14 protein-coding genes and 1 pseudogene are annotated in these 13227 nt (G+C 69.5%); 9 read left to right on the forward strand and 6 right to left on the reverse strand.

What is annotated here, in order from left to right:
* Together V7D28_RS09625 and V7D28_RS09630 are read left to right on the forward strand one after the other, a co-directional pair.
* Positions 1–597 (forward strand): annotated as a pseudogene (locus V7D28_RS09625) (aconitate hydratase); the annotation flags it as partial.
* Between the two features lie 166 nt (positions 598–763).
* A complete protein-coding gene (locus V7D28_RS09630; RefSeq protein ID WP_333587167.1) occupies positions 764–1486 on the forward strand; it encodes a DUF1223 domain-containing protein in 723 nt (240 codons plus the stop codon).
* Positions 1487–1535: 49 nt separating this feature from the next.
* On the opposite strand, the gene V7D28_RS09635 is transcribed toward V7D28_RS09630, so the two are convergent.
* Complete coding sequence (locus V7D28_RS09635) at positions 1536–1985, reverse strand: hypothetical protein (RefSeq protein WP_333587168.1); 450 nt, start codon at positions 1983–1985, stop codon at positions 1536–1538.
* A 79-nt stretch (positions 1986–2064) separates the two neighbouring features.
* Between V7D28_RS09635 and pseB the strand changes: the two genes are divergently transcribed.
* Both pseB and pseC read left to right on the forward strand, forming a co-directional pair.
* On the forward strand, positions 2065–3120 hold the full coding sequence (gene pseB / locus V7D28_RS09640; protein ID WP_333587169.1) for a UDP-N-acetylglucosamine 4,6-dehydratase (inverting): 1056 nt from the start codon (positions 2065–2067) through the stop codon (positions 3118–3120).
* An 8-nt stretch (positions 3121–3128) separates the two neighbouring features.
* Positions 3129–4304: a UDP-4-amino-4,6-dideoxy-N-acetyl-beta-L-altrosamine transaminase gene (gene pseC, locus V7D28_RS09645; RefSeq protein ID WP_333587170.1), complete on the forward strand. Its 1176-nt coding sequence runs from the start codon at positions 3129–3131 to the stop codon at positions 4302–4304.
* Here pseC and V7D28_RS09650 read toward each other — a convergent pair.
* Complete coding sequence (locus tag V7D28_RS09650) at positions 4301–6013, reverse strand: hypothetical protein (protein WP_333587171.1); 1713 nt, start codon at positions 6011–6013, stop codon at positions 4301–4303. The two genes, pseC and V7D28_RS09650, sit on opposite strands and share 4 nt — an antisense overlap.
* 188 nt (positions 6014–6201) lie before the next feature.
* On the opposite strand from V7D28_RS09650, the gene V7D28_RS09655 reads away from it, so the two are divergent.
* From V7D28_RS09655 to V7D28_RS09675, 5 genes are all read left to right on the forward strand, one after another.
* On the forward strand, positions 6202–6915 hold the full coding sequence (locus tag V7D28_RS09655) for a response regulator transcription factor (protein WP_333587172.1): 714 nt from the start codon (positions 6202–6204) through the stop codon (positions 6913–6915).
* Entirely contained in the window at positions 6884–8515 is a 1632-nt protein-coding gene (locus V7D28_RS09660; protein ID WP_442957920.1) for an ATP-binding protein, read from the forward strand. The genes V7D28_RS09655 and V7D28_RS09660 overlap by 32 nt, the downstream gene beginning before the upstream one ends.
* On the forward strand, positions 8512–8925 hold the full coding sequence (locus tag V7D28_RS09665) for an HPr kinase/phosphorylase (protein ID WP_333587174.1): 414 nt from the start codon (positions 8512–8514) through the stop codon (positions 8923–8925). Before V7D28_RS09660 ends, V7D28_RS09665 begins: the two co-directional genes overlap by 4 nt.
* A gap of 81 nt (positions 8926–9006) precedes the next feature.
* A complete protein-coding gene (locus V7D28_RS09670) occupies positions 9007–9411 on the forward strand; it encodes a PTS sugar transporter subunit IIA (protein ID WP_333587175.1) in 405 nt (134 codons plus the stop codon).
* The gene (locus V7D28_RS09675) at positions 9408–9680 is read left to right on the forward strand and encodes an HPr family phosphocarrier protein (protein ID WP_333587176.1); all 273 of its coding nucleotides are present in this window, start codon (positions 9408–9410) and stop codon (positions 9678–9680) included. The genes V7D28_RS09670 and V7D28_RS09675 overlap by 4 nt, the downstream gene beginning before the upstream one ends.
* 72 nt (positions 9681–9752) lie before the next feature.
* Here V7D28_RS09675 and V7D28_RS09680 read toward each other — a convergent pair whose 3' ends face one another.
* The 4 genes from V7D28_RS09680 to V7D28_RS09695 all read right to left on the reverse strand — a co-directional run bounded on the left by V7D28_RS09680 (position 9753) and on the right by V7D28_RS09695 (position 13225).
* Complete coding sequence (locus V7D28_RS09680) at positions 9753–10514, reverse strand: ABC transporter permease (RefSeq protein WP_333587177.1); 762 nt, start codon at positions 10512–10514, stop codon at positions 9753–9755.
* Positions 10514–11437: an ABC transporter ATP-binding protein gene (locus V7D28_RS09685; RefSeq protein WP_333587178.1), complete on the reverse strand. Its 924-nt coding sequence runs from the start codon at positions 11435–11437 to the stop codon at positions 10514–10516. Before V7D28_RS09685 ends, V7D28_RS09680 begins: the two co-directional genes overlap by 1 nt.
* An 87-nt stretch (positions 11438–11524) precedes the next feature.
* Positions 11525–12331: an exodeoxyribonuclease III gene (gene xth / locus V7D28_RS09690; RefSeq protein ID WP_333587179.1), complete on the reverse strand. Its 807-nt coding sequence runs from the start codon at positions 12329–12331 to the stop codon at positions 11525–11527.
* A 222-nt stretch (positions 12332–12553) separates the two neighbouring features.
* A complete protein-coding gene (locus V7D28_RS09695) occupies positions 12554–13225 on the reverse strand; it encodes a LolA family protein (protein ID WP_442957921.1) in 672 nt (223 codons plus the stop codon).
* Positions 13226–13227 lie beyond the last annotated feature (2 nt).

The raw sequence follows: 13227 nt of genomic DNA on the forward strand, positions 1-13227 counted from the left end.
CAGGTGCCGCAGTCGGAGTTCAACTCCTACGGCGCGCGCCGCGGCAATCACGAGGTGATGATGCGCGGCACCTTCGCCAACATCCGGATCCGCAACAAGCTGACCCCGGAGATCGAAGGCGGGGTGACCAAGCACTTCCCCACCGGCGACGTGATGGCCATCTATGACGCGGCCATGCGCTACCAGGCCGAGGGCCGCCCGCTGGTGATCTTCGCCGGCAAGGAATACGGCACCGGCTCCTCCCGCGACTGGGCGGCCAAGGGCACCAAGCTCCTGGGCGTGCGCGCGGTGATCGCCGAGAGCTTCGAGCGGATCCACCGCTCCAACCTGGTGGGCATGGGCGTCCTGCCCCTGCAGTTCACCCAGGAGGGCTGGCAGAAGCTGGGCCTGACGGGCGAGGAGATCGTCTCCATCCGCGGCCTGCAGGACCTGTCCCCCCGCAAGCAGCTGACCGTCGAACTCTACCGGGCCGGCGACGGCCGGGTGGCGCGCTTCCCGGTCCGCTGCCGGATCGATACGCCTACCGAGCTGGAGTATTTCAAGAACGGCGGCGTGCTGAACTACGTCCTGCGCAACCTGGCGGCTCAGGAGGCCTGAGCCTCCGGCGTCGCTGGGGCGACTTGAACGGGAAGGGGGCCGCAGCGTCTGTTGCGGCCCCTTTTTCATGAGGGACCCTGAATTCCGGCGCCAGAACCCCATGACACCGCCCGCTCACACCTTGTTGAGACGCGCTTTGCCTCCAAGTCCGCTTTATTTCGCCCCCATGAAGACGGCGGCGCTTGCAGCACTCCTGTTCCTGATCACGCCTGCGGCGGCCCTGGCGGCCAAGCCGCCGGTGGTGGTGGAATTCTACACCGCCCAGGGCTGCGCGGCCTGCGTGGAGGCCAATGGCCTGGTCAACAGCCTGGCCGAGCGGCCGGGCGTGGTGGCCCTGACCTTCCCCGTGGACTACTGGGACTATCTGGGTTGGGCCGACACCTTCGCCAAGCCCGAGTTCGCCGAGCGGCAGAAGGCCTATCTGGCCCCCCTGGCCCTGCGCGAGCCCTACACCCCGCAACTGGTCATCCACGGCATGAGCCAGGCCTCGGCGGTGGAGGCCGGCAAGGTCGAGGACCTGCTGAACGAGGCCGCCCGCACCCGCGGGCCTGCGCCGGACATCCAGTTCATCGGGCCGCGCCGTGTGGATGTGGGCTCCGGCCCCGCGCCCCGCGGCGGCGGCGAGGTGTGGATGGTGCGCTATGATCCCCAGCCCCGGGAGGTGGTGGTCCGGCGCGGCGAGAACCGGGGCCAGACCCTGGAGCAGCGCAATGTGGTGCGCGAGATCGTCCGCCTGGGGGTCTGGCGCGGCCGCCCCACGGCCTACACCCTGCCCGAAGCCAAGGAAGACGGCCTGCAGACCCTGATCCTGGTCCAGGCCCCCGAGGGCGGGCGGATCCTCGGGGCCAAGCCCCGCGAGACCCTGCTGGCGCGCCCCGGCCCCAACTGAGGCCCCAACTGAGGCCACAGCGCCGAGCCGAGGCCCGCACGCTCAGGCCTCAGTTCACCAGGATCGTTCCCAGAAGAAGCTTGGCGCCGGCCTTGCCGAGAACCCGGTCGGTGTCGCGCTGGAGCATGCGGGCGATGTAGTCGGCGTCGGGCAGGGCCTGGGCGGCCAGGCCCGACCCATAGAGCTGCAGGGTCTGGGTGAAGGCCGCCCGCAGCCTGGGCTGCGACAGCTCGGCGTGGGCGCGGAGCTTTTCGTCGGGAATGTCCAGGCCGTGCTCCACCGTCAGAATGGCCCGCCGGCCCCGGGGTCCGGCGACGCTGGCGGTCAGGGTGGTGAGCTGGAGGAAGCTGGCGCCGCCGCCCTTCTTCTTGTCCCCCTTGGCCGGGCCGGCCGCCTGGGCGCCCGCCGCCGCCAGCACCGCAGGCGCCGCCGCGAGGGCCGCCAGCAGGGCGCGACGCCGGGAGGTGGGCTTGTCGTCCATGAGGACAGGGTGCCGCACCTATGGTTAGCGGTCTCTTTACGGGGCGGTCGGAGACTGACTGCGGCAGATTCGCCCAAGACCGCATCGGAGGCCGCCCGTGGCCCGTTTCGCGCCCCAATCCCTCGATCTCGACGGCAAGGTGATCCTGGTCACCGGCGCCACCGGCTCCTTCGGGCGGCGGTTCGTGGAAACCGTTCTTTCCCGCTTCAAGCCTCGCAAGCTCATCGTCTACAGCCGCGACGAACTGAAGCAGCACGAGATGCAGATCGACCTGTCCGAACGGTTCGGGCCGCAGGCCATGGCGGCCATGCGCTTCTTCCTGGGGGATGTGCGCGACCGCGAGCGGCTGACGCTCGCCCTTCGGGGGGTGGATATCGTCGTCCACGCCGCGGCCCTCAAGCAGGTGCCGGCGGCGGAGTACAACCCCTCGGAGTGCATCCACACCAATGTGCTCGGCGCCGAGAACGTGGTCTGGGCCTGCCTGACCAACCGGGTGCGGCAGGTGGTGGCGCTGTCCACCGACAAGGCCTGCAATCCGGTCAATCTCTATGGCGCCACCAAGCTGGCCTCGGACAAGACCTTCGTGGCGGCCAACAATCTGGCCGGGGACATCGGCACCCGCTTCTCCGTCGTGCGCTACGGCAATGTGGCGGGCTCGCGAGGCTCTGTGGCGCCCCTCTTCCAGCGGCTGATCGCCCGCGGGGCCAGCGAACTGCCCATCACCGACCCGCGCATGACCCGCTTCCTCATCACCCTGGACCAGGGGGTGGATTTCGTCCTCTCCTCCCTGGAGATGATGCGCGGGGGCGAGATCTTCGTGCCCAAGATTCCGTCCGCCCGCATTGTCGATCTGGCCGCCGCCATGGCGCCTGGCCTTCCCCAGAAGGTCATCGGCATCCGGCCCGGGGAGAAGCTGCACGAGATGATGATCTCCGCCGACGACGCCCGCTCCACCGCCGACCTCGGCGACCGCTACGCCATCGAGCCGGCCTTTGTGGAATATGCGAGGACGCCGTTTTCCGCGGCCCATCCCGTGGTGGCCGAGGACTTCTCCTACGCCAGCGACAGCAATGACGAATGGTTGAGCGGCCAGGCCCTGCTGGACCTGGTGTCCGAACCCCCGGCCGGCCGCCGGCGCCGCGCCACCGACTGAGGCGCGCCATGGCCGAGCCCTTCCTGCCCTATGGGCGACAGGTGATCGAAGAGGACGACATCGCCGCGGTGGCCGAGGCCCTGCGCGGCGACTTCCTGACCACCGGGCCGCAGGTGGGGGCCTTCGAGGCGGCCTTCGCCGAGGCGGTGGGCGCGCCCCATGCGGTGGCCTGCATCAACGGCACCGCGGCCCTGCACATGACCATGATGGCCCTGGGGGTGGGCGAGGGCGACGTGTGCATCGTCCCCTCCGTCACCTTCCTGGCCACCGCCAACTGCGCCCGCTATGTGGGCGCCGAGGTGGTCTTCAGCGATGTGGACCCCCAGAGCGGCCTGATGGGGCCCGACCACCTGGCCGAGGCCCTGCAGCGGGCCGGCGGGCGCCGGGTGGCGGCGGTTCTGCCCGTGCACCTGCGCGGCGCCGTGGCCGACCTGCCGGGCCTGGCCCGCCTGGCGCAGGACGCTGGCGCGGTGCTGGTGGAAGACGCCTGCCACGCCCTGGGATCGGCGCACCGGTCCGAGGCGGGCGAGCGGCCCGTGGGCGCCTGCGACTGGAGCGCGGCTTCGACCTTCTCCTTTCATCCGGTGAAGACCATCGCCACCGGCGAGGGGGGCATGGTGGTCACGGCGGACGCGGGCCTGGCCGAGCGCCTGCGTCTGGCCCGCAGCCACGGCATGGTGCGCCCAGAAGGCGGCGACCCCTGGTGGTATGAGATGGACAGCCCCGGCTATAATTACCGCCTGCCCGACATTCTCTGCGCGCTCGGCCGCTCGCAGCTTGCCAAGCTCGACCGGTTCGTGAGCGCGCGGCGCGCCCTGAGCCTCGCCTATGCCCGGCGTCTGGAGGGGCTGTCGCCCCATCTGCGTCTGGCCCATGACCCCGAATGGAGCCGCACCGCGCCGCACCTGTTGACGATCCTGGCCGATTTCGAGGCGCTGGGAGTCAGCCGGAAGGCCGTGATCGAGGGCCTGGCCCGGCAGGGGATCGGCGCCCAGGTCCACTACATCCCCGTCCACACCCAGCCCTATTACCGCCGCCGCTACGGCGATCAGGCCCTGCCCGGCGCGGCGGCCTGGTACGCGCGCGCGCTCAGCCTGCCGCTCTATCCGGGGCTGGACGAGGCGGGCGTCGAGCGGGTGGTCTCAGGCCTCGCCCGGACCCTGGGCCTCGGCGACAGGATTTAGGCCGCCACGCCCGCGGCCTGGAACAGGTTGCGCACCTCGGTCATGCGTTCGGGGGAGCGGGCCAGCTCCTCGCGGGTCTCGTCCATCCGCATGAGTTTCAGCGCCTCCACCTTGGCCCGGTCTCCGGCCGGTCCTGGCGGGGCGGCCTCGCCGCAGGCCAGTTTCAGCAGCAGGGTCAGGCGCTGGGTCAGGGGGGCGTTGGCGCGGGCCAGGGTGGCGGTGACCTTGGCGTCGGCCTCCACCAGCCCGCCCAGATCGCCCAGCTTCATCTGCAGGGGGGCCACATCCTCGGCCGCCAGACCGGCCCGGCCCACCTGGCGGTGCAGCTTGGCCAGGGTGAGCAGACGCTGGGCGGCGGAGGCCTCCGCATTGCGGATGTCCTTCTCGAAGGCCAGGGAATGCACGATGGCCGACAGCCAGCGGACGCCCTGGCGCTTGTTGGCCGCGCCGATGACGTTCTCCACCAGCCACATGAGGGCTTCGGCCTCGGCGGACGAGGCCTGGTTCTTGCCCAGATAGGCTTCCACGAACTCGCTGGTGACCAGCATCCGCGAGCGGGCCACGAAGGCCTCGTGCACGTCGTCCAGGGGGATCAGCTCGCCGGCCGCGGCGGTGAGCGCCATGGCCAGGCCCCGCAGCAGGTCGATCTCCCCGGCCGCATCGGCGGGTTTCAGCCGGCGGACGCCGTTCAGCTCCTTCAGGACCCGGCGGGTGATGGCGCTGCGCACGGCGCGGAAGTCCTCGGTGGCCAGCCACCGGGCCAGGCGCTGGGCCGGCTCCGACAGCTCGGGCATGATCTTGGCCACGGACGGCTCGACCCGGATGAGGGCCTCCACGGCGTCATGGGCCGCCAGTCGCGTCATGGCCGCCAGCCGCACGCCCAGGTCCAGGTCGCGCCCGATCAGGCCCTCCAGCCCGGCCGACGAGCCGAGAATCTCGGCCAGGGGCTGTTCGATGACCTGCAGGGCCAGGCCCCGGGGCGGGCCGGCCACAGGGGCGGCGTCGGCCAGGTCGAGCAGGCGCGAGACCTTGTCGCTCCAGTCCCTTGCCGGCGCGATGGAGGCCGCCACCCCGGCCCCGAGCAGATAGGCGCGCTCGGGCTGTTGGGCGACCCGCTCGGCGGCGGCGGCGAAGCCCTCCTTGTCCACGTCGGGCAGGTCGCCCCGGCGGGTGTCGGCCATCAGCCGCTGGATGGCGCGCTCCACCAGGCCCTGGAAGGTGCGCATGATCTCGTGCACCGACAGGCCCCTCGCCTGGGCCTCGGGCACGGCGATCTTCTGAATGGCGTGCTGCAGCTCCACGCCGGAGGCCTCAAGCTTCTCCACCAGGTCGGCCCGGTGCAGCAGCTCGAAGGGCGTGGCCTTGTGGCGGGTCAGCCAGGTGTCCAGCAGGCGGCCGATCCGCTCGCGGGCGTGGACGGTGTAGAGATCCTGCGGGGTGACGCAGAGGGGGTCGGTGCGTTCCGGCGCCGGCTTGGCCTTGGCCTTGTCGGGCAGGCCCAGGGACTGGATGACCACGGTCTGGAACTCGTTGGTCTCCAGGTCCATGGTCTCCTTGGTGACCCGCGCGGACGCCACCCGGCGCTCGGCGATCAGCTCTTCAGCCACCGCAATCGCCTGATTGCGGCTCTCCGTGGCCATCTCCAGCGTCCAGCCGGCGTTCACCGTCTTTCGGACGAAAACCTCATAATGCACTTTGGCGCGTTCCATTCGGGTCGCTCCCCAGGACCTGGGAAGATGTTCGCCGAATAGAATTAAGGTCCCATTGAGGACGGGAACGGCGCTTTGTTTCAGGGATTTAATCTCGTTCCGGCGCTCTTAGCCACATTGAGGCCATGAGCGGCGCCCACTAGCCTGACACAGACGACACCGAAGACTTGCAGGAGCAGCTTCTGCCCATGGCCAATATCACCCTGGTGGACGACGATGAGAACATCGTCACCTCGGTCAGCCTCGCCCTGGAAAGCCACGGCCACGCCGTGAAGGCCTTTTTCGACGGCGCCGCGGGTCTCGCGGCCCTGGAGAACGAGCCGCCCGACCTGGCGATCCTGGACGTGAAGATGCCGCGCATGGACGGCATGGAGGTGCTGCGCCGCCTGCGCCGGACCAGCGACCTGCCGGTGATCATCCTCACCTCCAAGGACGACGAGATCGACGAGATCCTGGGTTTCAACCTCGGGGCCGACGACTACATCCACAAGCCGTTCAGCCAGCGCCTGCTGCTGGAGCGGGTCAAGGCCGTTCTGCGCCGGGCCGGCGCCGACGGCGGCGAAACCACCGCCGGCCCCGCCGCCGCGGAGGTGGAGGCCCGGGCCCTGAAGCGGGGCAAGCTGACGCTTGATCCCGCCCGCCACGACTGCCTGTGGGAAGGCCGGCCGGTGAAGCTGACGGTGACGGAGTTCCTGCTGCTCCAGTCCCTGGCCCAGCGCCCCGGCTTCGTGAAGAGCCGCGACAATCTGATGGACGCCGCCTACGACGATCAGGTCTATGTGGACGACCGCACCATCGACAGCCACATCAAGCGGATGCGTAAGAAATTCCGTGAGGTCGACCCCGAATTCGACGCGATCGAAACCCTCTATGGCGTCGGATACCGATACCGCGAAATCTGAGCCGCGTCCGCGCCGCCCGCCCAGGCGGCTGGGTCTGCGCTGGATGCCCGGCTCGCGCCTGGGGCGGCTGATCATCGTCCTGAACCTGTTCGGCCTGGCGGTGCTGATCTCCGGCGCCCTGGTGCTGAACGAGCTTCGGCGCGGCCTGGTCAATGCGCGGATCGACAGCCTGACCACCCAGGGCGAGCTGCTCGCCACCATCATCGACCAGGCCGCCACCGTGGGCGAGCCGGAGCCGATGATGGACGCCACCTATGCGTCGGAAATCCTGCAGCTTCTATCCAACCCCCGCTCCCAGCGGGCCCGACTGTTCGACGCGCAGGGCCGGCTGGTGGCCGATTCCTACTGGGTGACCGACCGGGTGGAGTGGCGCATCCTGCCGCCGGCCCGCGCGCGGGAGGACGGGCCGGGCCTCGACCTCAACCTGCAGCGGGACGGCGCCTCGCGCGATGACGCCGCCGCCGCCCGGGCCGAAGCCGCCCTCAAGGCCGAGGTGAACACCGCCCTGCGCGGCGTCCACTGGGCGGGCCTGCGCGTGGGCGCCGACGGCGAGCGGGTGGTCTCGGTCTCCATCCCCATCCAGCACGTCAAGGCGGTCCTGGGGGTGCTGACCCTGGAAGCCCGGGACGTGGACGAGATCATCGCCGCCGAACGGGCCGCGCTGATCCCCTTCATCCTCATCGCCATCGGCGTCTCGCTGGTCTCCTCCCTGCTGCTTAACCGGCTGATCGCCCAGCCGGTGCGGCGGCTGGCCCGGGCCGCCGACCGGGTGCGCCTGGCCCGGGCGCGGGCCATTTCGGTGCCCGACATCTCCCGCCGCGATGACGAGCTGGGTGACCTGTCGCGGTCGCTGGAGGACATGACTCACGCCCTGTCGGAGCGCATCGACGCCATTGAGCGCTTCGCCGCCGACGTGGCCCACGAGATCCGCAACCCGCTCACCTCCCTGCGCTCGGCGGTGGAGACCCTCGGCCTGGTGGAGGACCCGGCCCTGCGCGAGCGGCTGATGGCCGTGCTGCAGAACGACGTGCAGCGCCTGGACCGGCTGGTCACCGACATCTCCAACGCCTCGCGCCTGGACGCCGAACTGTCGCGGGAGACGCCGACCCCGGTGGACCTGCGCCGCCTGATCGGCGAGGTGGTGGGCCTCTATCAGGCCACCCTGCGCGAAGACGAGGCCCGGCCCGTGTTCCAGCCCGCCGAAGGGATCGAGACGCTGCTGGTTTCCGGCCAGGAAGGGGCGCTGGGCCAGGTGCTCCGCAATCTCATCGACAACGCCCGCTCCTTCAGCGCGCCTGGCGGCGAGGTGCGGGTGGGGCTTGGCCGGCAGAAGGGCGCGGCCCTGATCACCGTGGAGGACGACGGCCCGGGGATCCCGCCTGAGAATCTGGAGACCATCTTCCAGCGCTTCTACACCTCGCGGCCCAAGGGGGCGGCCTTCGGCGGCAATTCGGGCCTGGGCCTGTCCATCGTGCGTCAGATCGTCCAGGCCCACGGGGGCGAGGTGCGGGCCGAGAACCGCCACGCCGATCCCGCAGACCCGGAAAGCCCGGTGATCGGCGCCCGCTTCCTGGTGAGCCTGCCGGAGTCCCGGCGGTGATCGCCCATGCGGGCCTGATCGCCCTGCGCAGCCAGGGCCGCTGGCGCGGGGTGCTCATCGAGGGGCCGTCCGGCTCGGGCAAGAGCGACCTGGCCCTGCGGTGCCTGGAACGGGGCTTTCGCCTGGTGGCCGATGACCGGGTGCTCCTGTGGACCTCGGGCGGCCGCCTCTATGGCCGGGCGCCCGATCGGCTGGCCGGCCTGATGGAGATCCGGCCCCTCGGCGTGCTGGGGCAGCCCGCCCTGGCCTTCGCCGAAGTGGCCCTGGCGGCCCGCTCGGGCGCCGGCGAGCGATGGCCAGATCGCGAAACCGTGACACATCTTGGGGTGGAGATAGCCGCCATCACCCTCTCTCTGGTGGAAGATTCCGCCCCTGCGAAGCTACGCCGCGGTCTGGACCATCTTGGATGAGGCGCAGAAGGCGCGTATCACAACGCGCTTGGCCGCTAACTCGCGCGCGGCCGACAGGGGATTTCCTTTGAGAGCGTGGGCATGATCGGGCTCGTGATCGTCACTCACGGGCGATTGGCCGCAGAATTCGTCTCGGCGATGGAGCATGTGGTGGGACCGCAGCGCGCGGTCGAGGCCATCTGCATCGGGCCGGAGGACGATATGGAGCGCCGCCGCCAGGATATTCTGGCCGCCTGCGCCCGGGCCGATTCCGGCCACGGTGTCATTCTGCTCACCGACATGTTCGGGGGCACGCCCTCGAACCTGGCCATTTCGGTGATGGAGCAGACCAAGGCCGAGGTGATCGCCGGCCTGAACCTGCCCATGCTGATCAAGCTGGCCAGCGTGCGGGGTCGCTGCGGCCTGGAGGACTGCGTCTCCGCCGCCCAGGATGCGGGTCGCAAGTACATTTCCGTGGCTTCCTACGTGCTCGCCGGCGACAAATGAGCCTCGAACGCAGCGTCGAGATCATCAACAAGCGGGGCCTGCATGCGCGGGCCTCGGCCAAGTTCGTCAAGCTGGCCTCGACCTTCGAGGCCGAGGTCGAGGTTTCCAAGGACGGTCAGACCGTGGACGCCCGCTCGATCATGGGCCTGATGATGCTGGCCGCCGGGCCGGGCAGCGCCATCCACATCCGCGCCGAGGGCGCCGAGGCGCAGGCCGCCCTGGACGCCCTGTGCGCCCTGGTCAGCGCCCGCTTCGAAGAAGACGAATAGAGGGCGGATTCCGACAGGTGGGACCCGTTATCGGTTCACAGCGCCCGTCCAACGAAAACCCCGGCCCGCCGCTCAGGTCTTGATGCGGTAGCCCGTCTTGAAGATCCAGGCGATGGCCGCAAGGCACAGCAGCATGAAGCCGAAGGTCATGGCCAGGCTGACCCCGATGGCCACGTCGGAGACCCCATAGAAGCTCCAGCGGAAGCCGCTCACCAGATAGACCACCGGATTGAACAGGGTGATGGTCTGCCAGACCGGCGGAAGCATGCTGATGGAATAGAAGCTGCCCCCCAGGAAGGTGAGCGGCATCACCACCAGCATGGGGATGATCTGCAGCTTCTCCCAGCCGTCGGCCCAGATGCCGATGACGAAGCCGAACAGGCTGAAGGTCACCGCCGTCAGCACCAGGAAACCGGCCATGACCAGGGGGTGGGCGATCTCGTAGGGGACGAAGATGCGCGCCGTGGCCAGGATGATCAGCCCCAGCAGGATCGACTTGCTGGCCGCCGCCCCCACATAGCCGGCGACAATCTCCACCGCCGAGATGGGCGCCGAAAGCACCTCGTAGATGGTCCCTGAGAACCTGGGCATGTAGATGCCGAACGAGGCGTTGGAGATGCTCTCGGTCAAAAGGGTCAGCATGATCAGGCCGGGGATGATGAAGGCCCCGTAGCTGATCCCGTCGATCTCCACCATGCGCGAGCCGATGGCCGAGCCGAACACCACGAAATAGAGCGAGGTGGAGATCACCGGCGAAGCGATGGACTGCATGAGGGTGCGGAAGGTCCGCGCCATCTCGAACTGGTAGATGGCCTTGACGGCGTAGAGGTTCATCAATTCGCCCTCACCAGGCTGACGAAGATATCCTCCAGCGAGCTCTGCTTGGTCTGGAGGTCCTTATAGTCCACCCCTTGCGCGTCGAGGCGGCGCAGCAGGGCGGCGATGCCGGTGTCCTCGGCCTGGGCGTCGAAGGTGTAGATCAGTTCGTGGCCGTCGGCGGCCAGCTGCAGGGGGGCGTCGGCCAGCTCGGCGGGGATGGCCGCCATGGGCGCCTGGAGGTGCAGGGTCAGGCGCCGCTCGCCCAGCTTGCGCATCAGGACGCTCTTGTCCTCCACCAGGATGATCTCGCCCTTGCGGATCACCCCGATGCGGTCGGCCATCTCCTCGGCCTCCTCGATATAGTGGGTGGTCAGGATGATGGTCACCCCGCTCTCGCGCAGGCGGCGCACCATCTCCCACATGTCCCGGCGCAGCTCCACATCGACGCCTGCGGTGGGCTCGTCCAGGAACAGGATCTTGGGCTGGTGGGACAGGGCCTTGGCGATCATCACCCGGCGCTTCATGCCGCCCGAAAGCGCCATGATCTTCTCGTCCTTCTTCTCCCAGAGCGACAGGTCCTTCAGCACCTTCTCCAGATGGGCGTCGTTCGGCGGCTTGCCGAACAGGCCGCGGCTGAAGCGCACCGTGGCCCAGACGCTTTCGAAGGAGTCGGTGGACAGTTCCTGCGGCACCAGGCCGATCTTGGCCCGGGCGGCGCGGAAGTCGCGCACCACGTCATGGCCGTCGGCCAGCACCTGGCCGCCGCTGGGATTGACGATGCCGCAGATGATGGAGATCAGGGTCGTCTTGCCCGCCCCGTTGGGGCCCAGCAGGGCGAAGATCTCGCCGGGGCGGATGTCGAGATCCACCCCCTTGAGGGCCGAAAAGCCCCCAGCATAGGTCTTGGTCAGACCCTTGACCGAAATGATCGGCGACACGCTCGCGCACTCCCCACAGCCGAACCGGGCAGATAGGCGCCCAGGCGCCGAACGGCTAGGGGCTGGCCGGCGCGATTTCGATCAGACCTACAACGCCAGGTCGGCGCTGACCGGGGCGTGGTCGCTGGGACGCTCCCAGGCGCGCACATCGTCATGCACGCGAGAGGAGACCGCGCCCGTGCGCCAGGCCGCGTCCTTGAGCCCCGGCGAGACCCAGATGTGGTCCAGGCGCAGGCCGCGGTTGGACTTGCGGAAGTCGGCGGCGCGGTAGCTCCACCAGGAGAACAGCTTCTCCGGCTCCGGGGTCGCGGCCCGCGGCAGGTCGATGAAGCCGAGCGAGGCCTTCAGCGCCTCCATGGCCGCCACCTCCACCGGCGTGTGGCTGACGATGCGCGACATCTGGCGGTGGCTCCAGACATCGAACTCCCCGGGCGCCACGTTCAGGTCGCCGACGATGGCCAGGGGCGCCTGGGGGTCTCGGCGGCCCATCTCGGCGGTCAGGCTCTCGAAGAAGTCGAGCTTGTGGTCGAACTTGGGGTTCAGCGCCCGGTCGGGCACGTCGCCCCCGGCCGGCACATAGAAGTTCTGGATCTCCACCCCGGCGACCCGGCCCGAGACGCAGCGGGCATGGCCCTCGCGGCACACCTTCAGGACCGGCGCGTCCTCGATGGGCAGGCGCGAGGCGATCGCCACCCCGTGCCAGCCCTTCTGGCCGGCGATCTTCACATGGGGCAGGCCCATGGCGGCGAAGGCCTCGCGGGGGAACTCCCCCTCCTGGCACTTGATCTCCTGCAGACACAGGACGTCGGGGGCCTGCTCATCGACGAAGCGGGCCACCTGTTCGGCGCGCAGGCGGACGGAATTGATGTTCCAGGAGGCGATACGGAGACGCATGGGGCGGGCTTAAGCCAGATCGGCGCATAAGAAAACGCCCGGGGACTGGAGCACCCCGGGCGTCAAGGCAGTCGTCTCTCAAGCCGCGGCCGGGAGGGGATAGGTTCCGGCACGGCGCCGATCGCAGACCCGCAGGTCCCATCAGCGATGCGTGTCATAATTGCCACGACAGGCTAAAAAGTCAACCCCAAAGCGCTTGGAATCTTGCCTGTTGTGAGATTGTCACATTCGCGAGCGGCCAGGGCGCAGGTTGCGGGGATCGCGCAGGACGAACAGGGCGTCGTCCAGGCTGCTCACCGGCTGCAGATCGGTCACCCGGACGCGGGTGGACTGGCCCTGGGGATCGGTGATGGTCCAGCCGATCAGCTGCAGGGGGCTGTCCTGGAAGCTGAGGGTGATCTGGCCCTCGGCCTCCTTGCGGCCGTCCCGGGCGGTGATGGAGAAGCCGTCGGCCAGACGGCTCACCCGCGTCACCTGCACCCCCCGGTCCAGACGGATCTGGCGGGCCAGGAACAGGGACAGCGGGGTGGCGCCCAGGGGATAGGATTCGAAGGTCTTCAGCTTGGAGTTGGCCACCGAGACCAGATTGCCGTCCGACACCACCAGCAGGCCCGAAGGCGGCGCATAGGCGAAGCGGGCCTTGCCCGGCCGCTTGAGGAACAGCTCGCCGCGGCTGGACACGCCGCGGGGATCGGTCTGGACGAACTGGCCCTTGGCCTGGCTCAGCCCTTCCAGATAGGCCACGGCGCGGTTGACCAAGGCCTGATCGGCCGAGGACAGGGCCGCGGCCGCCGGGCCGGCCGCCAGCAGGCCCCCGGCGAAGGGGGCGGCGGCGAGGCCGAGCGCCAGAGTGCGGCGGGTCAGGTTGCGGCGGGTCGGGTTGCGGCGGGTCAGGG

It is taken from the genome of Phenylobacterium sp. (genome assembly GCF_036723115.1).
Classification (GTDB): Bacteria; Pseudomonadota; Alphaproteobacteria; order Caulobacterales; family Caulobacteraceae; genus Phenylobacterium.